The 19,963-nt window shown below is 62.4% G+C and carries 21 protein-coding genes; 8 read left to right on the top strand and 13 right to left on the bottom strand.

The window, feature by feature from the left end:
- Nucleotides 1-6 precede the first annotated feature (6 nt).
- Nucleotides 7-294: a copper-binding protein gene (locus ACN2XU_RS22185; protein ID WP_419412538.1), complete on the top strand. Its 288-nt coding sequence runs from the start codon at nucleotides 7-9 to the stop codon at nucleotides 292-294.
- A 112-nt stretch (nucleotides 295-406) separates the two neighbouring features.
- A complete protein-coding gene (locus ACN2XU_RS22180; protein ID WP_419412537.1) occupies nucleotides 407-706 on the top strand; it encodes an SHOCT domain-containing protein in 300 nt (99 codons plus the stop codon).
- A 44-nt stretch (nucleotides 707-750) separates the two neighbouring features.
- Here ACN2XU_RS22180 and ACN2XU_RS22175 read toward each other — a convergent pair whose 3' ends face one another.
- The 7 genes from ACN2XU_RS22175 to ACN2XU_RS22145 all read right to left on the bottom strand — a co-directional run bounded on the left by ACN2XU_RS22175 (nucleotide 751) and on the right by ACN2XU_RS22145 (nucleotide 5,845).
- Nucleotides 751-1,185 (bottom strand): c-type cytochrome, encoded by a 435-nt coding sequence (locus ACN2XU_RS22175; RefSeq protein WP_419412536.1) that lies wholly within the window; start codon nucleotides 1,183-1,185, stop codon nucleotides 751-753.
- 29 nt (nucleotides 1,186-1,214) lie between these two features.
- Nucleotides 1,215-2,594 (bottom strand): multicopper oxidase family protein, encoded by a 1,380-nt coding sequence (locus ACN2XU_RS22170; protein WP_419412535.1) that lies wholly within the window; start codon nucleotides 2,592-2,594, stop codon nucleotides 1,215-1,217.
- Between the two features lie 10 nt (nucleotides 2,595-2,604).
- Nucleotides 2,605-3,039, bottom strand: a complete 435-nt coding sequence (locus tag ACN2XU_RS22165) for a c-type cytochrome (protein WP_419412534.1) — start codon at nucleotides 3,037-3,039, stop codon at nucleotides 2,605-2,607.
- Between the two features lie 79 nt (nucleotides 3,040-3,118).
- Nucleotides 3,119-3,442: a hypothetical protein gene (locus ACN2XU_RS22160; protein ID WP_419412533.1), complete on the bottom strand. Its 324-nt coding sequence runs from the start codon at nucleotides 3,440-3,442 to the stop codon at nucleotides 3,119-3,121.
- Nucleotides 3,443-3,525: 83 nt separating this feature from the next.
- Nucleotides 3,526-4,284: a MauE/DoxX family redox-associated membrane protein gene (locus ACN2XU_RS22155; protein ID WP_419412532.1), complete on the bottom strand. Its 759-nt coding sequence runs from the start codon at nucleotides 4,282-4,284 to the stop codon at nucleotides 3,526-3,528.
- Nucleotides 4,284-5,120: a DUF305 domain-containing protein gene (locus ACN2XU_RS22150; protein ID WP_419412531.1), complete on the bottom strand. Its 837-nt coding sequence runs from the start codon at nucleotides 5,118-5,120 to the stop codon at nucleotides 4,284-4,286. The genes ACN2XU_RS22155 and ACN2XU_RS22150 overlap by 1 nt, the downstream gene beginning before the upstream one ends.
- Before the next feature lie 143 nt (nucleotides 5,121-5,263).
- Nucleotides 5,264-5,845 (bottom strand): Crp/Fnr family transcriptional regulator, encoded by a 582-nt coding sequence (locus tag ACN2XU_RS22145; RefSeq protein ID WP_419412530.1) that lies wholly within the window; start codon nucleotides 5,843-5,845, stop codon nucleotides 5,264-5,266.
- Nucleotides 5,846-5,914: 69 nt separating this feature from the next.
- On the opposite strand from ACN2XU_RS22145, the gene ACN2XU_RS22140 reads away from it, so the two are divergent.
- Nucleotides 5,915-6,454 carry a hypothetical protein gene (locus tag ACN2XU_RS22140; protein WP_419412529.1) on the top strand — a complete coding sequence of 180 codons (540 nt, stop codon included), beginning with the start codon at nucleotides 5,915-5,917 and terminating at the stop codon, nucleotides 6,452-6,454.
- A gap of 21 nt (nucleotides 6,455-6,475) precedes the next feature.
- Here ACN2XU_RS22140 and ACN2XU_RS22135 read toward each other — a convergent pair whose 3' ends face one another.
- Nucleotides 6,476-6,676, bottom strand: a complete 201-nt coding sequence (locus ACN2XU_RS22135; protein ID WP_419412528.1) for a heavy-metal-associated domain-containing protein — start codon at nucleotides 6,674-6,676, stop codon at nucleotides 6,476-6,478.
- 163 nt (nucleotides 6,677-6,839) lie between these two features.
- Between ACN2XU_RS22135 and ACN2XU_RS22130 the strand changes: the two genes are divergently transcribed.
- From ACN2XU_RS22130 to ACN2XU_RS22110, 5 genes are all read left to right on the top strand, one after another.
- A complete protein-coding gene (locus ACN2XU_RS22130) occupies nucleotides 6,840-9,347 on the top strand; it encodes a heavy metal translocating P-type ATPase (RefSeq protein WP_419412527.1) in 2,508 nt (835 codons plus the stop codon).
- A gap of 11 nt (nucleotides 9,348-9,358) precedes the next feature.
- The gene (gene cueR / locus ACN2XU_RS22125) at nucleotides 9,359-9,778 is read left to right on the top strand and encodes a Cu(I)-responsive transcriptional regulator (protein WP_419412526.1); all 420 of its coding nucleotides are present in this window, start codon (nucleotides 9,359-9,361) and stop codon (nucleotides 9,776-9,778) included.
- A gap of 485 nt (nucleotides 9,779-10,263) precedes the next feature.
- Entirely contained in the window at nucleotides 10,264-11,340 is a 1,077-nt protein-coding gene (rsgA, locus tag ACN2XU_RS22120; protein ID WP_419412525.1) for a ribosome small subunit-dependent GTPase A, read from the top strand.
- Between the two features lie 4 nt (nucleotides 11,341-11,344).
- Nucleotides 11,345-11,776, top strand: coding sequence for a GNAT family N-acetyltransferase (locus tag ACN2XU_RS22115; protein WP_419412524.1), 432 nt, complete (start codon nucleotides 11,345-11,347; stop codon nucleotides 11,774-11,776).
- Nucleotides 11,777-11,981: 205 nt separating this feature from the next.
- On the top strand, nucleotides 11,982-12,944 hold the full coding sequence (locus ACN2XU_RS22110) for a helix-turn-helix domain-containing protein (protein WP_419412523.1): 963 nt from the start codon (nucleotides 11,982-11,984) through the stop codon (nucleotides 12,942-12,944).
- Nucleotides 12,945-12,987: 43 nt separating this feature from the next.
- Here the strand turns inward: ACN2XU_RS22110 and ACN2XU_RS22105 are convergent, their stop codons facing one another.
- From ACN2XU_RS22105 to dnaN, 5 genes are all read right to left on the bottom strand, one after another.
- Nucleotides 12,988-13,740 carry a CPBP family intramembrane glutamic endopeptidase gene (locus ACN2XU_RS22105; RefSeq protein WP_419412522.1) on the bottom strand — a complete coding sequence of 251 codons (753 nt, stop codon included), beginning with the start codon at nucleotides 13,738-13,740 and terminating at the stop codon, nucleotides 12,988-12,990.
- A gap of 131 nt (nucleotides 13,741-13,871) precedes the next feature.
- The gene (locus tag ACN2XU_RS22100; RefSeq protein ID WP_419412521.1) at nucleotides 13,872-14,573 is read right to left on the bottom strand and encodes a hypothetical protein; all 702 of its coding nucleotides are present in this window, start codon (nucleotides 14,571-14,573) and stop codon (nucleotides 13,872-13,874) included.
- Nucleotides 14,574-15,013: 440 nt separating this feature from the next.
- The gene (gene gyrB, locus ACN2XU_RS22095; RefSeq protein WP_419412520.1) at nucleotides 15,014-17,431 is read right to left on the bottom strand and encodes a DNA topoisomerase (ATP-hydrolyzing) subunit B; all 2,418 of its coding nucleotides are present in this window, start codon (nucleotides 17,429-17,431) and stop codon (nucleotides 15,014-15,016) included.
- Between the two features lie 73 nt (nucleotides 17,432-17,504).
- Entirely contained in the window at nucleotides 17,505-18,611 is a 1,107-nt protein-coding gene (gene recF / locus ACN2XU_RS22090; RefSeq protein WP_419412519.1) for a DNA replication/repair protein RecF, read from the bottom strand.
- Between the two features lie 80 nt (nucleotides 18,612-18,691).
- Nucleotides 18,692-19,810 carry a DNA polymerase III subunit beta gene (dnaN, locus tag ACN2XU_RS22085; protein ID WP_419412518.1) on the bottom strand — a complete coding sequence of 373 codons (1,119 nt, stop codon included), beginning with the start codon at nucleotides 19,808-19,810 and terminating at the stop codon, nucleotides 18,692-18,694.
- Nucleotides 19,811-19,963: the final 153 nt, after the last annotated feature.

Raw genomic sequence — 19,963 nt, 5'->3', positions numbered from 1 at the left:
CGCGCCATGAAAAACCTGATCACCGTCCTCGCCCTTGGCCTGATGACCGCAACCGCCGCACTGGCTCAGGACGCCATGCCGATGAGCCAGGGCACCATCACCAAGATCGACACCAAGTGGAAGAAGGTCACCATCGACCACGGCCCGTTGGAAAATCTCGACATGCCCGCGATGAAGATGGTCTTCGCCTATGAAGACGGCATGATGGAAGGCCTTGCCGAAGGCGCGAAGGTCGTCTTTGTCGCCGACCGCGTGAACGGCAAGCTGACCGTGACCGAGATCACGGCAGAGTGATCGTGATGTGATCATGGGGCGGCCCTTCGGGGCCGTTTCCTTGCGCAGGATCAAGGCCGCGCATTGGCGCCGGGTGCAGGATCGGACACGTGGAAACCGACAGGAGGTCCCGATGAAACACCTTGTTCTTGCGATGGTTCTGGTGGCAGGCCCGGCGCTGGCCGACCGGGGTGACGGCTATGGCTACATGATGGATGGCTACGGATACGGGATGAGCATGATGTTCGGTCCAATCCTGTGGCTGATCGTTCTGGGCCTCGTTGTGGCCGGAGTGATCTGGTTTGTCCGGCGCTCCGATACGAGTCCGGCGCAGAAATCCGGTGATGCCATGGCCGAACTCGACATGCGCCTCGCCCGGGGCGACATCGATGCCGAGGATTACGCCGCGCGGAAAAAACTGCTGGCGGGCTGAGCCCTTTCCGATACGCGCCCCGCGTTGAACGGGGCGCGGTCGTGTCACTTGCGGTATTTCGAATGGCAGGCCTTGCAGGCCCCGCCCAATTGCCCCAGCGCGGGGCCAAGATCGGCTTGCGCCGAAACCGTTCCGATCAACCCCTCGGCGGTGGTTTCGGTGGCCGAAGCGAGTTGCGCGAAGTCCTCCCAATCCTGCCAGATCGCGGGCTGCGCCTCGGATTTGGGATCGTCGGCGCGGGTCTCGAACAGCGAGCCGATCTGCGCGGACTGCGCGGCGATCTCGGTCAGGGCCTCATTAGCTGTCGAGGCGTCAAACGCCGCTTCGCCCTTGGCCATCGACCCGATGACCTTCATCTGGTCGCCAATCGTCTTCATGACCTCCATCCGTGCCATGACATCCTTGTTCTTGACGCCGCCATGCGCCAGCGCGGCGGTTCCGAGCGCAACCAGCGCCACGGCGAATACTGTCTTTTTCATAGTCCCTATGTCCTTGGTTTTGATGAGAGTCATGCAACCTCGATCCACGTATTCATGCCGGATGCGGCATGGGCCAGCATGTGGCAATGCATCAGCCATTTCCCGGGATTGTCGGCGGTAAAGGCAATGTCGAGCGGCGCATCCGGGACGGACAGGATGGTGTCGCGCAGCGGGCCCATGGTGCCATCGGCGCGGACCTCGCGGAAATGCATGCCGTGCAGGTGCATGGCATGCGGAAACGCCGTGCGGTTGGTCAGCGTCACCCGGGCCACCTCTCCGCGTTTCAGGGACGCAAAGGGCGTGTCGGACAGGCCCGCCTGACCGGACAGCGCCCAGAACTGGCCCTTTTCGATCAGCGCGCGGAAATCCAGTTGCTCGCCTTGGTAGGTGGCGCCCTCCATGCCTGCCATCGCGCCGCCCTCCATCACCATGTCAAAGCGGCGCGCATTCGACAGGTCCGGCAGGGCGGTGTTCGGGTTGGCGGGCAGCGGTGCGGGGGCGGCGTTGCGCCGGGGGCGCGCGCCTGTGACGCCGATTTCGACCAGCGCCTCCCAGCTGTCCCCGTCCAGAGACATCAACAGCCCGGCGGGGCCGTCGCTGGCGGTCACATCCACGATCAGGTCGACGCGCTGCGCCGGGGCAAGAACGATCTCGCCGCTCACCTCCTCGGGCATCTCCAGCGGCATTCCATCGAGCGCGACGGTCCAGCCGATCACGCCCTCCAGCTTCAGGCCGAAGATTCGGGCATTGGCGGCGTTGATCAGCCGCAGGCGCAGGCGTTCGCCCGTCTCGGCCTGCATCGCATAGGCGTATTGCCCGTTCACGCCGATCAGGTTGCCGGTCCGCCCGCCGTGGCTCATCATCATCGGGTGGGCAAAGGGTTCGGCGAACAGGCCGGTTTCGGGGTCGAGCAGCCAGTCGTCCAGCATCAACACCTCGTCACGGTCCACGTCCGGCGGGGTGGCCTCATCCACGATCAGCACGCCGGACAGGCCGCGCGCGACCTGCTCCATCGAGTTCTTATGCGCGTGATACCAATAGGTTCCTGCATCCGGCACGGCAAAGTCATAGTCAAAGGTCGCGCCCGGCGCGGCGGGGTCCTGCGTCAGGCCCGCCACCCCGTCCATCGCATTGTCGATGCGGATGCCATGCCAATGGATCGAGGTCGGCACGTCCAGGTCGTTCACCAGTTGCCGGGTCACGCGTCCGCCCTGCGGCACGCGGATCAACGGGCCGGGAATGGTGCCGTCATAGGACCAGACCTGCGTGGCAGGATAGCCTTCGGGCGCAAGCTGCACGCTGGCCATGCGCGCGGTCAGTACATCGGGGGCGGCCAAGGCGGGGCGGGCCAGCGCCATCCCGGCGACACCGGCCATCCCGGCGCAAAAGGCCCTGCGGTTGAATTCCATGCGCATCTCCTCAGTTGATGCCATTGGCGCGCTGAAGCGCGCGCACATAGGTCACGATCCCGGTAACATCGGCTTTGGTCAGCCCATCCTGAGCGGGCATGTCGCCGAATTTCCAGTGATGCGCGCGGACGCCATTCTGCACCGCCAGTTGGAACGCCATGTCGCCGTGATGAGACGGCTCGTAGATCACATGCACGAGCGGCGGGCCGAACCCGGTCTTGCCGGACGCGTTCTCGCCATGGCAGGTGGCGCAGACCGCATCGAAGGCGCGCTTGCCGAGTTCCGCCTCGGCGCTGAGCGTGTCGGGAAGGGTGACTTCGACGATGGGGGCACCTTGGGCGGGCGCGGCCTCGGCGGCCTCTTCGGGCGCGGTCTCGCGCGTCAGAGTAAACACGCCTGCGGCCAAGATGAGGGCTGCGCCCCCGGCGATCAGTTTGGTCTTCATGATATGGTCCTGTGTCGCGCGTCCCTGCGGGCTGCGCTGATCCTGACTGATGGCGGGCGAGCCGCCGATGAGGCAAGGGTCAGGCGGACAGGCGCGGCGGCGGCAGGTCGATCCGAGGGGGGATGCCGTTCAGCAGGTTTGCCCCGGCGCGATCATGTTGCCGACTCTGCGGTGCAGTCGTTGCAGGCAAAATCGCCGGGCTGACCATCACCATCGCACCGCAGCTTGTGACATGCGGGCAGTCATGGTCGATGCTCGGGCCACCGGCCAGCTCGGGGCAATCGGGGCAGCCTGTCATATGATCCGACACCACCCCATCCGACACGCTATGCGCCATCGCTGCTCCGGGAAGGATCAGCAAGGCCAGCAGGCCGGTCAGGACAAGAACGAGGATCAGGCGCACGGGCTCTCCACTGTGGACTGCGGCAGAGAGTGCGGCAAATTGCGAGCGCGGGTCAAGCCCCACATCCTCACGGATCCGACAGGTCAGCCGACCAATGCACGCGCACCCATCCACAGGCCCATGACGATCATCATAAGGTTTTCCGTCAACGAGACGAACCCCAAAGGCACGTTCGACGATCCACCGACGCAGGCGCATTTCAGCTCGCGCCTGTCGATATAGACCGCCTTGAACACGCTTACGGCGCCCACCGTGCCGATGAACAACGCCACCGGGGCGGACAACCATGTCAGGGCTCCGGCGGTCATCAGAATGCCCGCCAGTGCCTCGCCGAACGGGTAGAGCTTGCCATAGGGCACCCAGCGGCGGGCGAGCAGGTCGTAGTTCAGGAACATGGTGGAAAAGCTTTCGACGTCCTGCAACTTCTGGATCGCAAGGATCGTCATCGACAGCGAGATGAACCATTCCAGCGCGCGCAGCGTCACGACGGTACCGTATTGGTGCCAGGACAGCCCCAACGCCAGCAGCGCCGCGATGGAAAAAATCGCAATCACCGGCTGGTAGCTGGTCTCGCTCTGCTCCTCTTTCGGCGGGTCCAGATCAAAGAACACGCGCAGGTCGTCGTACCCGCCGATCCGTTCGCCATCGATGAAGGTCTGCGGCGTCGTCTCGACCCCGTGCTTTTCCATGAAAGCGTCGGTTTCCTCGCGGGTTTCCAGATGGTGGTCATCGACCGTATAGCCGTTGCGCTCGAGCAGGTCCTTCGACTTCAGACCAAAGGGGCAGAGGTGGTCGGGCATGACCATCCGGTAGAGCGTGGCGGTTTGGGTGTCGCGGGGCATCACGCACCTCCTTCACAGGTGTATTGGCCACGGAAACCGGTGGAATAGCCCTGCTCGGCGGTGACGATCATATCGGTCAGCTCATCCGCCTCGCGCAGTTCGGCGCTCAACGGGCCGTCGGTGAATTGCGGGGCACCCTCGCTGCCAGCCGTGTCGAGCCGCACGAGATCGCCGCTGATTTTCATCACCGCAGCCTCGGGGCCAACGGCCAGAACGGCGGGGCTGGAGGCGGTGTAGGTGAAGCGGCAGGTTGCGCCCTCGGGCAGCACCCTGGCGATCTCGGCTTCGGTCAGGAATTCGGGATCGACGGTGGCTATGACCTCGGTTTGCAGCGCCTCGGCGGCGCTCTGGACCTGCGCTTCGGGAGTGTCACCCTCTGGCGCCGCCTCGCCGTTGGCGGTGATATCCGCGATCAGGTAGCGCATCTCGGCGATCTCCTTGTCCTGCGCGTAGACGATGGCCTCGGCCAGTTTGGCCACGCGCGGATCGGTGATCTCGGCCCGGGACGAGGTCATGATGGCGATCGAATGGTGCGGGATCATCGCCCGCATGAAGGACCGGTCCTGCACCGTGACCTGGCTGCGCACCAGCCAGAGGCTGGCGGCAAAGACCACGACGGAGCCCACGAAGATGCCCGCGTTCAGCGCCTTGTTCGTGTACATCGACAGCATAAAGGACAGCATGACAAAGGCCATCGTCGCCCCCATCAACACCGCCATCCAGGCCCGCGTTTCGGAAAAGAAGACGTGCCCCAAAAGGTAGGTGTTGAGGTACATCAGCAAGAACATCACCAGCGTCGACGTGCCGATCATCAGGAAAAATCTGGAATATATCATCAATCCTCTCCCGCTTGTGTCGAATGCGGATGGAACGCCCTTCCAGCGCTGGAGGGTTCCGAAATGCGTCCAAATCCGTGCCATTCGGGCAAAGGGGCGCGCAGATGCGGCGTTGCCACATGCTCCGTCGCAGGCCGACCGTATCAGCGTGGCGGCACGCTGCGGCAGGCATAGCGCCCGCGTCCCAGCCGCATCACGCGCCCCTCGGCCACCAGGTCCGCCAGCGCGCGCGAGCACGCCTCTTGCGACAGGCCGATACTGGCGGCAAAGGCGGTGATCGTGCCAGACTGGCCAAAGCAGGCCAGCGCGGCAAAGGTCCGGTCGCGGGCCGACCGGATCGACATGATCTCGGCCCTTTGGCGTTCGTTGCGGACTTGCAGCGCCAGTCTCCGCACCAGTGACTCGGCAAAGTCGGGATCGCTGCGCAGGTGCTGCCTCAACACGGCCCGGTCCACGGCAACCCCGCGCGTCTCGGTCACGGCGATGGCATCGCAGTGATAGGCGTCGGCGAACAGGCTGGCCTCGGCCAGCGTTTCGCCTGGACCGATCTGCGCGATGGTCACCCGCTGGCCGTCCTCGGTCACGCGGTGCAGGGCGACGCGCCCGGCATCTACGCGAAACAATGCCGTAGGTATGTCCTCGCGTCGAAACAGAGCTTGACCGGCGTCAACGGCAAACGGGCGGAGGGCGGTCGCGGGAATGTGGTCAAAAGGATCGTCGCTCATGATCGCAATCATAACGGTTTCAGGATGCGGCCGGTAGCCTGACCGCATCAGGCAACCGGAGACACGCCCATGAAACGACTTGCCCTTGTCCTCGCGCTGCTGCCCGTCGCCGCAAGCGCCCAGATGGACGGCCATGCCCATGCCGGCCACATGCCCGGACTCCACGAGGACACCGCGACCGAGGGCGGACAAGCCGCCTTTGCCGCGCTGGCCGAGATCGTGGCGCGGCTGGCCGCCGATCCCGAGACCGATTGGGACACGGTGGATATCGCTGCGCTGCGCCGTCACCTTCAGGATATGGACCAGCTGGCTTTGCTCGTCGAGGTGAACGAAGCCCCCGTGCCCGGCGGGTTGAAGATGACGGTCCATCGCGACAGCCCCGGGGCGGAGGCCGCATGGCGCATGGTGCCCGCCCATGCGCCCGTTCTGACGGCGGAAACCGGCTGGCACAGCGATGTCGAGGTTCACGAGACCACGATCGAATGGACCGTGACATCGGACATGGCGACGGCGCAGGTGCGGGGTTTGGGCTTTTTCGGCTTGATGGCCACGGGGAACCATCACCCGGCGCATCATCTGGCCATCGCCCGTGGGCGCGCGCCGCACTGAGCACGCGCGCCGGGGCATGACTCAGGCGGCGACGGGCGCCGCGTCGTAGCCCGCATCCTTGATCGCGGCGGCCAGTTGATCGGGCGACAGCGCGCTGTCGATCTTGACCCGCCGGTCGGTCAGGTCGCAGGCGACAGAGGCCGCGGGATCGGCGGCCTTGACGGATTTCTCGATGGCGGCGGTGCAGTGCCCACAGCTCATGTCGGGGACGTTGAATTCCATGTCGAACCCTCTTTCGTTTCGGTTTCGATGGGCAGATGGGCCTTCCAGTGGGGGGAAGGTCAAGGGCGAAGCGCCGCGCGGGGAAAATTTTGCCTCACCCTTGACCTTCCCGTGACTGGAACCCCTATATCGGGGTCAGCCGCAAAGAATCACGGAGGCCGCCATGCCCGAGCAAACCCCAGTCACCCTGTCCATCGAGGGCATGTCCTGCGCGTCCTGTGTCGGCCGCGTCGACCGTGGCCTGACGGCGCTGGAGGGTGTGCAAGACGTGTCTGTCAATCTGGCCTCTGAATCCGCGCGCCTGACCGTCGACAGCCCCGACCGCCTAGCCGAAGCCATCGCGACGCTGGACAAACTCGGCTACCCGGCGCGCACCGCCAGCGTCACGCTGAACGTCGAGTCGATGTCCTGCGCCTCTTGCGTGGGTCGCGTCGACAAGGCGCTGGAGGCGGTGCCCGGCGTGTTGGACGTGAACGTCAACCTGGCCTCGGAAACCGCGACGGTGCACTATGTGCAGGGTGCCGTGACGCCTGCCCAGTTGATGGCCGCCAGCAAGGCCATCGGATATCCGGCCACGGCGTCTGAGACGTCAGGCGGAGAGGATCGCACCGCGCGCAAGGCCGAAGAGGCGCGCGACCTGTCGCGCCGCATGGCCTATGCCGCCGCGCTGGCCGTTCCGGTCTTCATCGTCGAGATGGGCGGGCATGTCTTTCCGCCGTTCCACCACTGGATCAACGCCACCATCGGTCAGCAGACCAGTTGGATTCTGCAATTCATCCTGACCACGCTGGTGCTGATCGGGCCGGGGCGGATGTTCTATGCCAAGGGCATCCCGGCACTGCTGAAAGGCGCGCCCGATATGAACAGCCTCGTCGCCGTGGGCACGGGTGCCGCGTATCTGTATTCCGTTGTCGCGACCTTCCTGCCGGGGCTTCTGCCCGACGCCGTCCGCGCCGTCTACTTCGAGGCGGCCGCCGTCATCGTCGTGCTGATCCTGCTGGGTCGGTTCCTGGAGGCGCGCGCCAAGGGGCGCACCGGGGCTGCGATCCAGAAACTGCTGGGCCTTCAGGTCCGCACCGCCCGGGTTCTGAAGGGCGGCGACAGCGTCGAGGTCTCGGTCGACGATCTGGAGCAGGGCGACATCATCGTCATCCGTCCCGGCGAGCGCATTGCCGTGGATGGCGAAATCGTCGAGGGCAGCAGCCGTGTCGACGAAAGCATGTTGACGGGCGAGCCTGTCCCGGCCGAGAAATCCCCCGGCGATGTCGTCACCGGCGGCACCGTGAACGGCGCGGGCAGCTTGCACTTCCGCGCCACACGCGTTGGCGCAGACACGACCCTGAGCCAGATCATCCGCATGGTCGAAGAGGCGCAGGGGACCAAACTGCCCATTCAAGGGCTGGTCGACCGGATCACCCTATGGTTCGTACCCGCTGTCATGTCCGCCGCCGTGCTGACCGTGCTGATCTGGCTGGTTCTTGGCCCGTCCCCTGCGCTGACGCTGGCCTTGGTCGCCGGGGTATCCGTGCTGATCATCGCCTGCCCCTGCGCGATGGGCCTTGCTACGCCCACCTCGATCATGGTCGGCACGGGCCGCGCCGCAGAAATGGGCGTGCTGTTCCGCAAGGGCGACGCGCTGCAACAGCTGGACGATGTGCAGGTGGTCGCGCTGGACAAGACCGGCACCGTGACCGAGGGCCGCCCCGAGCTGACCGATTTGGTGCTGGCCGACGGCTTTGACCGCGCCGACGTGCTGTCGAAAATCGCGGCGGTCGAGGACCGCTCCGAGCATCCGATTGCCGAGGCCATCGTCCGCGCTGCCCGTGCCGAAGGCGCCCCGCGCGCCGAGGCCAGCGACTTTGCCTCGATCACCGGGCATGGCGTGCGCGCCATGGTGGACGGGGTGCAGGTGCAGGTGGGGGCCGACCGCTTCATGACGCGCGAGGGGGTCGACATCTCGGCATTGGCCGAACGCGAGACCGATCTGGCGACGCGCGGGCGCACCGCGCTCTATGCCGCCATCGACGGGCGTCTGGCTGCGGTGATCGGTGTCGCCGACCCCGTCAAACCCGCCAGCCGCGCAGCCATCGCCGCACTGCACGCCAAGGGCCTGACCGTCGCCATGATCACCGGCGACAAGCGCGAGACAGCCCTTGCCATCGCCCGCGAGACCGGCATCGACCACGTCATCGCCGGTGTCCTGCCCGACGGCAAGGTGGCCGCGCTGAATGAGCTGCGCCAAGGCCGCCGCATCGCCTTTGTCGGGGACGGCATCAACGACGCGCCCGCGCTGGCCCATGCGGATGTCGGCATCGCCATCGGCACCGGCACCGACGTCGCCATTGAATCCGCCGACGTGGTGCTGATGTCGGGCGACCTGCGCGGCGTGGTCAACGCTTTTGAGGTCTCGCGCCGTACCATGCGCAACATCCGTCAGAACCTGTTCTGGGCCTTCGGCTACAACACCGCGCTGATCCCCGTCGCGGCGGGCGTGCTGTATCCGGCCTTCGGCGTGCTGCTGTCGCCGATGCTGGCGGCGGGGGCGATGGCGCTGTCATCCGTCTTTGTCCTGACCAACGCGCTGCGCCTGCGCCGCGTCGCCCCGGCGATGGATGAGACAGGGGCGGTCCAAACCGCCCCGCGCGCCGCCATCGCCGCCCCGGCAGAATGAAGGAGGGAAAGATGAACATCGGAGACGTCGCCCGCCGCTCGGGCCTGCCCGCCAAGACCATCCGCTACTATGAGGATATCGGCCTGATCCGACCGCAACGCAGCGAAAACGGCTATCGTAGTTTCCGCGAGAGCGACCTGCACAAGCTGGCCTTTCTCGGCCGCGCCCGCGCGCTTGGCTTTACCATCGAGGACTGCCGGACGCTGGTCGCGCTCTACGAGGATGAGGGCCGCGAAAGCGCGCAGGTCAAGCAGATCGCCGAGGATCACCTTCGCCAGATCGACGACAAGATCGCCCAGCTACAATCCATGCGCGCCACACTGGACAAGCTCGTCCACGCCTGTGCAGGCGACCACCGCCCCGACTGTCCGATCCTCGAAGACCTCGCTCAGGAACACACCGACGCAGCAATGTGGAAAGGGAAGGTATGAGCGATCCGGCGGTCCGAATGAGACGGCACGTGACAAAAGAGAGGTCGCTGGCAAGACACGCGCAGTATCCGAGCGAATGCCCGAATACGGGCTGAACCAGTCGTTGAGTCTGTTTAGATCGGATGCCCGCTGTGGGCCGTTCGGATAGGGGCTGCGACCGGCCAATTCCCTTTCCCTCGTTGCACCCCTGCATGACGATTTGGAACCTTTGTTGCTTGATGATTCACAGATCTCGCTCGACCGCTTTCACCCATCCGCACTACCGAAAGTCTTGCCAAAATTACCACACTGATTTACGCAGGTCCCACATTCATGGAGATTTTATGACCTGATAATGCGGGGAGGCAAAGCGCCCTCCCGATGCAAAGCAAAACAGAACCGACGCTGCCGCTTGACCGCTGTGGCGAACAGTTTTGCTTGATCTGGTCAAAATCTACATTGCGGAGCGGGCTTGGCCCGTTCTCCGAACATGAAAGTTCCCTAAAATGACACGGGATTATTCCAAATTCTTGGCGCCTTCGGGTTCGAGCAAGTTACCAAAACGCGAACCTTCACCTTTGAATAGCTTGGGCTGGAAACCCTTCTTCAGCCAACAAACCGATGTTGACGCGGCCGCTGACGCACCGCCCGTTCGTGTGGTTGAAGTCCACAGAACCGGCTTGCACGTGCTGGGCGAGAGTCTTGATACGCTCATCCCGCCGGGTCCGGATGCGACTGTCGGTGACTGGCTGCTCTATGATCGGCAAAAACCGTCCAATAGTAAGGTCTTGGAACGCAGGAGCGTCTTTGAGCGTCGCGCGCCGGGCACAGACCGCAAACGGCAACTGATTGCTGCCAACGTGGATACCGTCTTTATCGTGTCGTCCTGCAACAAGGACTTCAACATCGCGCGGCTCGAACGATATGTCGCGCTGGCGTTCGAGGCGGAGGTGACGCCGATGATCCTTTTGACGAAGGCGGATCGTTGCAATGATCCAGAAGCCTACGTTAAAGCGGCAAGCGCCATTTCAAACCGTGTTCTGGTCGAAGGGCTGAATGCCTTGAGCGAAGAACCAATTGCCAAATTGGCTCCATGGTGCAAACCCGGCCAAACGATTGCCTTTCTGGGGTCGTCTGGTGTCGGGAAATCGACACTGGTCAATGCTCTTTTTCGCGAGGGTGTGGCCGATACGGCTGCCATTCGCGAAGATGACAGCAAGGGGCGCCACACGACAACGCGGAGACAATTGCACTTCACGGCCAGTGGCTGCGCGGTGCTGGACACGCCCGGCATGAGAGAGCTTCAAGTGACGGATGTCGAGGCAGGCATTGCCGATCTATTCGCGGAAATCGTTGCCTTGGCGGGCCACTGTCGTTTCAGCGATTGCAGACATGACAGCGAACCGGGTTGCGCCATCCAAAGTGCATTGGCACGTGGCGAGATTGATCCTGACCGGCTTGTGCGATGGAGCAAATTGGCGGCGGAGGAACGCTTTAATGCGTCCACGTTGGCCGAACGCAAAACAGCCGACAAATCTCTCCATAAGATGATCACCGCGATCCAGCGAAAGAACAGGAAGTAAGAAGATGATGCGTAGATACAAACCCGACGATACCGATGCGTTGATCGCAATCTGGGACAAAGCAGAACCACACGCGCACCCCTTCCTGTCGGACGATGTCAGGGACCAGGTGCGCCGCGATATGGCCGACATCTATCTTCCAAACGCCGAAACATGGGTTTTGGAACAGGAGGGCGCACCGGTCGGTTTTATCGCAATGATCGGCGCGGAAATTGGAGGCCTGTTCCTCGACCCCTCTGAACAAGGCAAAGGTCTGGGGCGTCAAATGGTGGACCATATTGTCGGCATCAAAGGCCCGCTGACCGTCGAGGTCTTCAAAGACAACAAGATCGGTCTGCCGTTCTATGTCCGATATGGCTTTGTCGTTACCGGCGAAGGTGTGTTCGACGCCAGCGGCGACGCAACCCTCAAGATGGCGATGCCCGCTGCCAAATAATCACTTGGGAGGCGCTGATCATCAGCGCCTCTCATCAACGGCGCCCGCCGCAAAGAGGCATGAACTGTTGTTGACCCGACATGATTGGTCGAACAAGCGCTGGTATAGCGACGATCAGGCCGTTGTCTGGCCGGAAGGAATACCGATGATCACTCTGCCCCTCGTTTGGCTTGTAAGCGTTCTGACGACAATCGCAGCGTTTGCATTGGCGAAGGACAGCCGAATGCCCTTTCAAGCGCGCCTTTTTCTGTGCGGTTTTCTTCTGACCTTGGGGAGCATCGGCCTGCTGCTCGGGCTCAGGCTTTCCTTTGACATGCCCAGGGCCGCTTGGCTCCAGCCGGTGGTGGCCGTGATGGTCGCACCGTCGGCCTATCTCGGCTTCTCGGCTCTGACGCAGGACCTGGGGTCGAACTGGCGTAGGCGACTCCTTTTGACCGCGGCGCCGGTCGTCCTTGCGCAACTGGCGATACTGGCAAACCTCCCGGTCTCGGCAGATGTTTTTGTCCTTGGGATCAACAGCATCTACCTCGTTTTGATTGCCCGTCTTCTGCGCCGCCAGACAGATGACTTCGTCCATGTCGCGCCGCATGCCTTGATAATCGTGCGCTCCGCGATCAAGGCCACGATTGTACTGCTTGGCATGATGGTGGCCACGGATCTTTCGATTGTCGCCGCCAGCCTGTTCGCAGGCGATGCGTATATCCTGACATTTCTGACCGGGGTGTCAGGTCTCTTGACGGCATTCGTATTTGTGGTCGCTCTTGTCGGCGCGCCGATGTTGCTTCAGGTCACAAAGGCCGACGCAACCAAGGTTGAGGGGCCGACCGACAACGATCGCGCGATGCGCGCCGTGCTTGATGCGCTGATGAACGACACGCACCTTTACACAGACAGCAACCTGACCCTTGCGCGGGTCGCACGGCGCTTGTCCGTCCCCGTGCGGGATGTCTCCAACGCCATAAACAGAACGACTGGAGAGAATTTTTCCCGATACATCAACGGCTTTCGCATACTCCACGCCCAGTCGGCCCTGCGCACGACCGAGTTGTCCGTCACGGAGGTGATGTTTGAAGCGGGCTTTGTCAGCAAATCGAGCTTCAATACCGAATTCCGCCGAGTGACCGGGAAAACTCCGTCTCAGTTTCGCACCGAAAATACCACCAGCTGACGGACACAGTTAAAGCGCCATGTTGGCCCGGTGCGCGATAAGCCTAAAGCGCGGCGGAAATAGACCAAAATGCAACATGCGTGGCAATATGGGCAACCATTGCGTGTTCGAGACCACGTCGCCAGAAAAGCCAGCCGAAAACCAGCCCGAGCAACGCATTAAGCCCGACAGTGCGCAAAATCACAATCGGAGTCAGTGGGATGAGCGACGCCATCGCTGGCAGATGACACGCTCCGAAAATGACCGCCGAAACGAGCAAGGCGCCGAAGTAGAGCCCGGGCGGGCGCGTCGTCCACACTTTTGCGCCGATCCAGACGAGGAAGGTCATCAGGCCGTATCGAAGCATGAGCTCCTCGGTAATCCCACCGTAGCTGATCGCTATGATCGCCGTGCTCATGTCCGGAAGGCCCGCGACCGAGGGGAGCCGGAGCCAGGGCGCAAACACTTTGTCGAGCACGACGACAACCGCGCCTGTGCCGAAGCCGACAACCGCTGCGAGGGCCAGCCCCGACACATCCACCAAGGGCGGCAGGTCACCCCGCAACCGCGCGGTGACCCATGACCGAAGTCCAACACGTTCCCCGAGGGCCACGCCCACACCAATCCCGGCGACCAGAAGGATAAATGGCTGCACCACAATCAGCGTCCGCAAGACGTGGTCAGACACATCCGGGAATGCATCGAGCTCGCGCAGCGCGTCGATGTCCTGACCTAGGGCAAGTGCGACCAATCCGAGACTTCCAAGAAACAACCAAACGAAAAATGGGACAATGATGCGGGCAGATTGAGAGCGCATGGAAAGTCCTTTTCACTTCGTCCAACAATCATCCCTTTCCCGCCCAAGGGCGGTTCGGCAATGCAGGCGGAAGGCAGCATGTCGATGATCAAGAGCTGAGGTCATGCAACGCCGAAACCGTGATCTTCTGGTCATGCCCACTGAGCCCGAACCTCAGAGCAGGTGATCCGGCCTGTCGAGGCACCAAATATGTCGGCTACGACGGAGCTTCCCGGATTGAGAACGAAACCGTGACTTTCACTCAATCCTGTCAGAATGATGATATCCGCCTCAGGATCATCCGGCTGCGCGCTGATGCGGTACATATCGCTGACCACGTCATCGCCAGCTGTCAGCGCGCTGGCGACTCGCGGGGATCGGAGGATCAGGCGAATTGGATGGGATTCGTTGGTAGAGATGCCTTCGCCTCCAAAATCGCCTGCGACAAAACGGATTGGGACAATCAGGCAATCGTGGCTGTCTTTGCTCTTCAGGATCACGGTACCGCGTCCCTTGAGCCCCCTCAACTGCAGAAGCGTTGCCACGCGCGGGGCGTCAATGTAGGCAACCCCGTAGGCCCCGGCGGGTATTTGCTCCCCTGTTTCTGTCTGAACGGCAGCGCCTATCGGCCAGTTAGTTCTGTGATCTGCATCTTGTGCGATAGCTCCAAGCTGCGTCAGGAGCAGCGAGGTCGGAGCTGTCAGAAGAAGAGCTAAAGTGTGGCGGAACGACATGAATGGTGTCCTTTTGTGCATGGTTGGTTGAGTTGCGCATGTGGCTGCAACGTCTTGCACATGAAGGATGGCGCCGGGCAAATAGCCCGAAAACACGATCAAGAACGTTCGAAATCGCATTTTCGAACCTCTTGATGCGTTCATCGATTTCCACTTAGTTCCGCACTGCGGCACTTCAGCCAGTCAAATTGCTGCGCAGCGGTTACATTGCAGCAAGGCGAAAACTGCGCCGCAGCGTCAGGCCAATTGGCCAACATCAGGTCCGGGCCGTTCGTGACATTCCGACAGCGAGGGCGATTCCGGCACCCTCTCGGAAGCCGAGCAAACAATTTCGCCCTCGACCCTATGCTCCGCCGCTCAATCATTCATGACGAAAGTCCGCAGTTTTTAACGGGACTTTCCGAATCCGGCCGTGCACTCAATATTTGGGCCAAGATGAACAAATAGAGAATCTGCGCCCCGATATGCTTCTTCTGTCGACACCGCCAAACGCAAAAAACGATGCGCGAACTGCGCGGCGCTTTGCGCAAACGCAGACCTTTGCGCAATCCTCCAACGCTCTAGAAATCGAGGTTTGCGACGCTGAGGGCGTTGTCCTGGATGAATTCACGGCGGGGTTCCACCACGTCGCCCATCAGCTTGGTGAACAGGTCGTCCGCCTCGGCCATGTCGTCGATAGTCACCCGCAACAAGGTGCGCGCGTCCGGGTCCAGCGTTGTTTCCCAAAGCTGACCGGGGTTCATTTCACCCAGCCCCTTATATCGTTGCAGAGCCAGACCCTTTTCGCCTTCATCCAGGATCGCTTTCAACAGCTCCAAAGGCCCATGGATGAGCTGGCGGCGCTCTTTGCGCTCCAGCGTCGCCGGCGTGTTGTAGATCGCCTGAAGGGCTTGGGTGAAGGTGCCGGTCTTGCGGGCTTCGCCCGAACGCAGCATCGGCCCATCCATTGTCCGGACCTCCTCGACGCCGCGCAGGATACGCGCCAGCCGGACGCCCTTGTCCTGGGTGATCCGTCCTTGCCAACCCCGTTCATATTCCAGCGCCACGAGGTCCAGCCGCGCCGCGACTTTGTCAGCAACGCCCTGCAGATCCGCATCCACCGCACCGGGCACGAAAGCCCCTGCAATGGCCGCCTGTTCGAGAATGTGACGCGGGTAATGCGTTGGAAAGGCGTCCAGAATTCGGCGAAGCTGCCGCGCCTCTTCAACCACGCGCACAAGATCCTGCCCGGCGATCACCTCACCGGTGCCAAGCTTCAGATGCGCCCCTTCGATGCCCTGCTGAATCAGGTAGTCATCCAAAGCGGTCTGGTCCTTCAGATAGACCTCGGACTTGCCCCGCGCGACTTTGTAGAGCGGCGGCTGCGCGATATACAAATGCCCGTTCTCCAAAAGCTCCGGCATCTGGCGATAGAAGAACGTCAAGAGCAACGTCCGGATGTGCGCCCCATCGACGTCCGCGTCCGTCATGATGACAATCTTGTGGTAGCGCAGCTTGTCTATGTTGAACTCGTCACGGCCAATGCCGGTGCCCAAGGCCATGACAAGGTTGCCAATTTCCTGACTTCCGAGCATCCGGTCAAACCGTGCGCGCTCGACGTTCAGGATCTTGCCACGCAGCGGCAGGATCGCTTGGGTCCGCCGATCACGGCCGGTCTGGGCAGAACCACCAGCGGAGTCACCCTCCACCAGGAACAGCTCCGTCTTCGAAGCGTCCTTCTCCGAGCAGTCCTTGAGTTTTGCTGCGTTGAAGCTGACATCCATCGCCGTTTTGCGCCGCGTCAACTCCCGTGCCTTGCGCGCCGCCTCTCGTGCCAGGGCGGCCTCGACGATCTTGCCGACGATCTGCTTGGCCTGGTTCGGGTGCTCCTCGAACCATTCCTGCAGCTTCTCGTTCATCAGGCTTTCAACCGCGGGCCGGACCTCGGAAGAGACCAGCTTGTCCTTGGTTTGGCTGGAGAATTTTGGATCTGGCACCTTCACGGAGAGCACGGCGGTCAGACCTTCGCGGGCATCGTCACCGGTGAAGCTCACCTTCTCCCGCTTGGCGATCCCACTCTCCTGAGCGTATTTCTGAATGGTTCGCGTCAGCGCCCCACGGAAGCCCGCCATGTGCGTGCCTCCGTCGCGCTGTGGGATGTTGTTGGTAAACGGCAGCACGTTCTCATGGTAGCTGTCATTCCACCACATGGCGATTTCCACGCCGATGTCGTCCCGCTCACCGATCATGTAAACCGGCTCGTCCATCACCGCCTGCTTGGAGCGATCGAGGTATTTGACGAATTCCCGAACGCCGCCTTCGTAGATCAACTCGGTTTTGAGCGGCTCCGCCGGGCGTTCGTCTTCGAGAATGATCTTCACGCCGGAGTTCAGGAATGCGAGCTCCCGCAGGCGCTTCTCAAGCGTTTCGAAGCTGTAATCAAGGTTACTGAAGGTGTCCAGGGACGCGAGAAAGCGCACCTCGGTGCCAGTTTCGCCCACGGCATCGCCAACCACGCGCAGGTGCTCCGCGGTGTCGCCATGCTCAAACCTGGCATAGTGCTCCTTGCCGTTCCGCCAGATGCGGAGCTCAAGCCAGACGGACAGAGCGTTGACGACCGACACACCCACACCGTGCAGACCGCCGGAGACCTTGTAGGAATTGCTGTCAAATTTGCCGCCTGCGTGCAGCTGGGTCATGATGACCTCTGCCGCCGACACACCCTCTTCGACGTGCAGATCGACAGGAATACCCCGGCCGTTGTCGCGCACTGAGACACTGGAATCCGCGTGGATTTTCACATGCACATAGTCCGCATGCTTGGCCAAAGCCTCGTCGATGCCGTTGTCGACGACTTCGTAGACCATGTGGTGCAGGCCAGAGCCGTCATCGGTGTCACCGATGTACATGCCGGGGCGTTTGCGAACCGCCTCCAAGCCCTTGAGAACCTTAATGGAATTGGCGCCATACTCTTCGGGGGCACCAGCAGCGTCAGACATGCCGTCTTCCTTCATTATTTTATCCGGATTTATAGCCTGAACCCGGCGTGATGTCACGCAACAGACACAATATTTAGTAGGGATTCGACCCGGATGTGACAAGCGACTCCGGACCGTCCTCGTGCACCGCCAGATGCTGCGCCCGCGCGCCAAGCTCGGCAAAGAGTTCTGGGCCCGTTCCTGTCATCCAGGCTTGCGCGCCAAGGGCGCAAATCTCGTCGTAGAGCGCGGCACGGCGCCCCGCATCCAGATGCGCGGCAATCTCGTCCAGCAACACGATCGGCGGTGCGCCGAGATCCTGAGCCAGCGCCCGGGCGTTGGCCAGAATAAGGGAAATCAGCAGCGCCTTCTGCTCGCCCGTCGAACAATCAGAGGCTGGGACACCCTTTGCCGCGAAGACCCCGTAGAGATCGGTTCGATGTGGCCCCACCAATGTCCGGCCCGCTGCAAGATCGCGAAAGCGGCTCTCGGCCAGAGCCTCGCGCAGATCCACCTCGGTCTCGGGCATGGCTCCCTCGGTCTGTGTCAGCTCCAGTGCAGCCACCGGAAACTGCGTCTCGGCCTCCGCTTGGGACTGCGCAAGCCGGGATACGGTCGCAACGCGGTTCGCGTACACCTCCGCGCCCGAGCGCGCCATCTGCGCCTCCAGAGCACCATACCAATGCGCATCGCGCACCTGCTCCTTCAGCAGCCGGTTGCGCTCGCGCATGGCCTTCTCATAGTCGAGCACGGCCTGCGCATGATCGGGAAAAAACGACAGCACGGCCCGGTCCAGAAACCGCCGCCGCCCGTCTGCCCCTTCGATCCAAAGCCGGTCCATCGACGGAATGAGCCAGACCACACGGCAGAGCCGACCGAGCGCCACCTGAGAGGCATTCTTGTCGTCGATCTGCACCTGCCGGGCGTTTCCGCCTTCGGAGGTAAAGGCGATCTCGTGCCTGCCCTCGGCGCCCGCGACGCTGCCAGAAATCTTCCACCCCAGAGCTTCCGGCCGCCGGGCCATCTCTGCCGCAGATGCGCGGCGCAGGCCGCGCCCGGGCGAAAACAGGGACACCGCCTCGATGAGATTGGTCTTGCCCGCGCCATTGGGCCCATAGATCGCCACCGGGCGGGCATCCATCTCCAGCCGCACGCGTTTGTGCGACCGAAAATGCGACAGTGACAGCGACGTCAGATGCATCGCCGCGCCCCGTGATTCTCGATGGTAATGCGGTCCCGGCCTGTGGCTGAGCTGATTTTCATCCCGAAAGTCAGCAGTCCTCAGACGCGCATCGGCATGACGACATAGACTGCACTGGTGTCTGTGCCTTCTCGCATCAGGGTCGGATCGCCGGACGAGTTGAACAGGAACACGGCATTCTCGCGGTCCACCTGGCTGGCGATTTCGAGCAGGTACTTGGCGTTGAAACCGATTTCCAGATGCTCATCGGCGTAGGCCACCGCCAGCTCTTCTTCGGCGGCGCCGCTGTCGGGCGCATTGACCGACAGGATCAGACGATCTTCATCGAGTTGCAACTTGACCGCGCGCGACCGCTCGGACGACACCGTGGCAACCCGGTCCACGGCCTTGGCAAACTCGGAGGCATCCACTTCGAGCTTGCGGGTGTTGCCCTGCGGAATAACGCGCGTGTAGTCGGGGAAGGTGCCGTCGATCACCTTCGACGTCAGCGTAATCTCGGGCGTGGCAAAGCGCACCTTGGTTTCCGAAACCGACACCGCGATGTCCATGTCATCGTCATCCAGAAGCTTGCGCATCTCGCCCACTGTCTTTCGCGGCACGATCACGCCGGGCATATCGGCGGCCCCTTCAGGCAGCGGCGCGTCGATGCGGGCAAGCCGGTGACCGTCCGTGGCCACACAGCGCAGCACACGACCATCCTCGGATTCGGCCACATGCATGTAGACACCATTCAGGTAATAACGGGTTTCCTCGGTCGAGATCGCGAATTTGGATTTGTCGAACAAGCGGCGCAGCACGGCCGCCTTGGCAGAGAAGTTCGACTGATATTCCGAGGTCGCCATGACCGGGAAATCGTCCTTTGGCAGGGTCGCGAGGGAAAAGTTCGACCGTCCGGCCGCCACGGTCAGGCGACCGGAGCCCGGCTCCTCCGTCAAAGAAACCAGCGCCCCGTCCGGAAGTTTGCGCACGATCTCGTGGAGCGTCACGGCAGAGACCGTTGTGCCACCGGAACGCTCAACGACGGCCGGCGCCTTGTCGAGCACTTCGATGTCGAGGTCGGTAGCCCGAAAGGTCACAGTATCGCCCTCTGCTTCGACCAGCACGTTGGCAAGGATCGGAATCGTGTTCCGCCGTTCCACAACCGATTGTGCCTGTGCCACGGCGCGCAGAAGCGTCGCCCTCTCAATGCTGATCTTCATCGCCCTACCCTCTGCAAAGCCGGAGGCATACCCTAGCTTGGGGCCGTGCGCTCTCCAAGCCTGTTTTCACGTTTTGTCTATAGGAAGTCAAAGCCCGTCAAGGCAAAGGGGCGATCCCGCGACCGCCCCACCAAGACCTGTTGTTCCAGAGAC

The organism is Pacificoceanicola niger (assembly GCF_048553275.1).
In the GTDB taxonomy this organism is placed as follows: Bacteria; Pseudomonadota; Alphaproteobacteria; order Rhodobacterales; family Rhodobacteraceae; genus Pacificoceanicola.
The sequence above is the reverse complement of the archived record's forward strand: the minus strand, read 5'-3'. Positions and strand labels throughout refer to the sequence as shown.

Coding starts and splice junctions, on each gene's coding strand:
- cueR (WP_419412526.1), top strand. CDS start 9,359: ATGAACATCGGAGACGTCGCCCGCCGCTCGGGCCTGCCCGCCAAGACC.
- gyrB (WP_419412520.1), bottom strand. CDS start 17,431: ATGTCTGACGCTGCTGGTGCCCCCGAAGAGTATGGCGCCAATTCCATT.
- ACN2XU_RS22105 (WP_419412522.1), bottom strand. CDS start 13,740: ATGCGCTCTCAATCTGCCCGCATCATTGTCCCATTTTTCGTTTGGTTG.
- ACN2XU_RS22180 (WP_419412537.1), top strand. CDS start 407: ATGAAACACCTTGTTCTTGCGATGGTTCTGGTGGCAGGCCCGGCGCTG.
- ACN2XU_RS22130 (WP_419412527.1), top strand. CDS start 6,840: ATGCCCGAGCAAACCCCAGTCACCCTGTCCATCGAGGGCATGTCCTGC.
- ACN2XU_RS22170 (WP_419412535.1), bottom strand. CDS start 2,594: ATGGAATTCAACCGCAGGGCCTTTTGCGCCGGGATGGCCGGTGTCGCC.
- ACN2XU_RS22145 (WP_419412530.1), bottom strand. CDS start 5,845: ATGAGCGACGATCCTTTTGACCACATTCCCGCGACCGCCCTCCGCCCG.
- ACN2XU_RS22140 (WP_419412529.1), top strand. CDS start 5,915: ATGAAACGACTTGCCCTTGTCCTCGCGCTGCTGCCCGTCGCCGCAAGC.
- dnaN (WP_419412518.1), bottom strand. CDS start 19,810: ATGAAGATCAGCATTGAGAGGGCGACGCTTCTGCGCGCCGTGGCACAG.
- ACN2XU_RS22115 (WP_419412524.1), top strand. CDS start 11,345: ATGATGCGTAGATACAAACCCGACGATACCGATGCGTTGATCGCAATC.
- ACN2XU_RS22165 (WP_419412534.1), bottom strand. CDS start 3,039: ATGAAGACCAAACTGATCGCCGGGGGCGCAGCCCTCATCTTGGCCGCA.
- recF (WP_419412519.1), bottom strand. CDS start 18,611: ATGCATCTGACGTCGCTGTCACTGTCGCATTTTCGGTCGCACAAACGC.
- ACN2XU_RS22150 (WP_419412531.1), bottom strand. CDS start 5,120: ATGATATATTCCAGATTTTTCCTGATGATCGGCACGTCGACGCTGGTG.
- ACN2XU_RS22175 (WP_419412536.1), bottom strand. CDS start 1,185: ATGAAAAAGACAGTATTCGCCGTGGCGCTGGTTGCGCTCGGAACCGCC.
- rsgA (WP_419412525.1), top strand. CDS start 10,264: ATGACACGGGATTATTCCAAATTCTTGGCGCCTTCGGGTTCGAGCAAG.
- ACN2XU_RS22100 (WP_419412521.1), bottom strand. CDS start 14,573: ATGCGATTTCGAACGTTCTTGATCGTGTTTTCGGGCTATTTGCCCGGC.
- ACN2XU_RS22155 (WP_419412532.1), bottom strand. CDS start 4,284: ATGCCCCGCGACACCCAAACCGCCACGCTCTACCGGATGGTCATGCCC.
- ACN2XU_RS22185 (WP_419412538.1), top strand. CDS start 7: ATGAAAAACCTGATCACCGTCCTCGCCCTTGGCCTGATGACCGCAACC.
- ACN2XU_RS22135 (WP_419412528.1), bottom strand. CDS start 6,676: ATGGAATTCAACGTCCCCGACATGAGCTGTGGGCACTGCACCGCCGCC.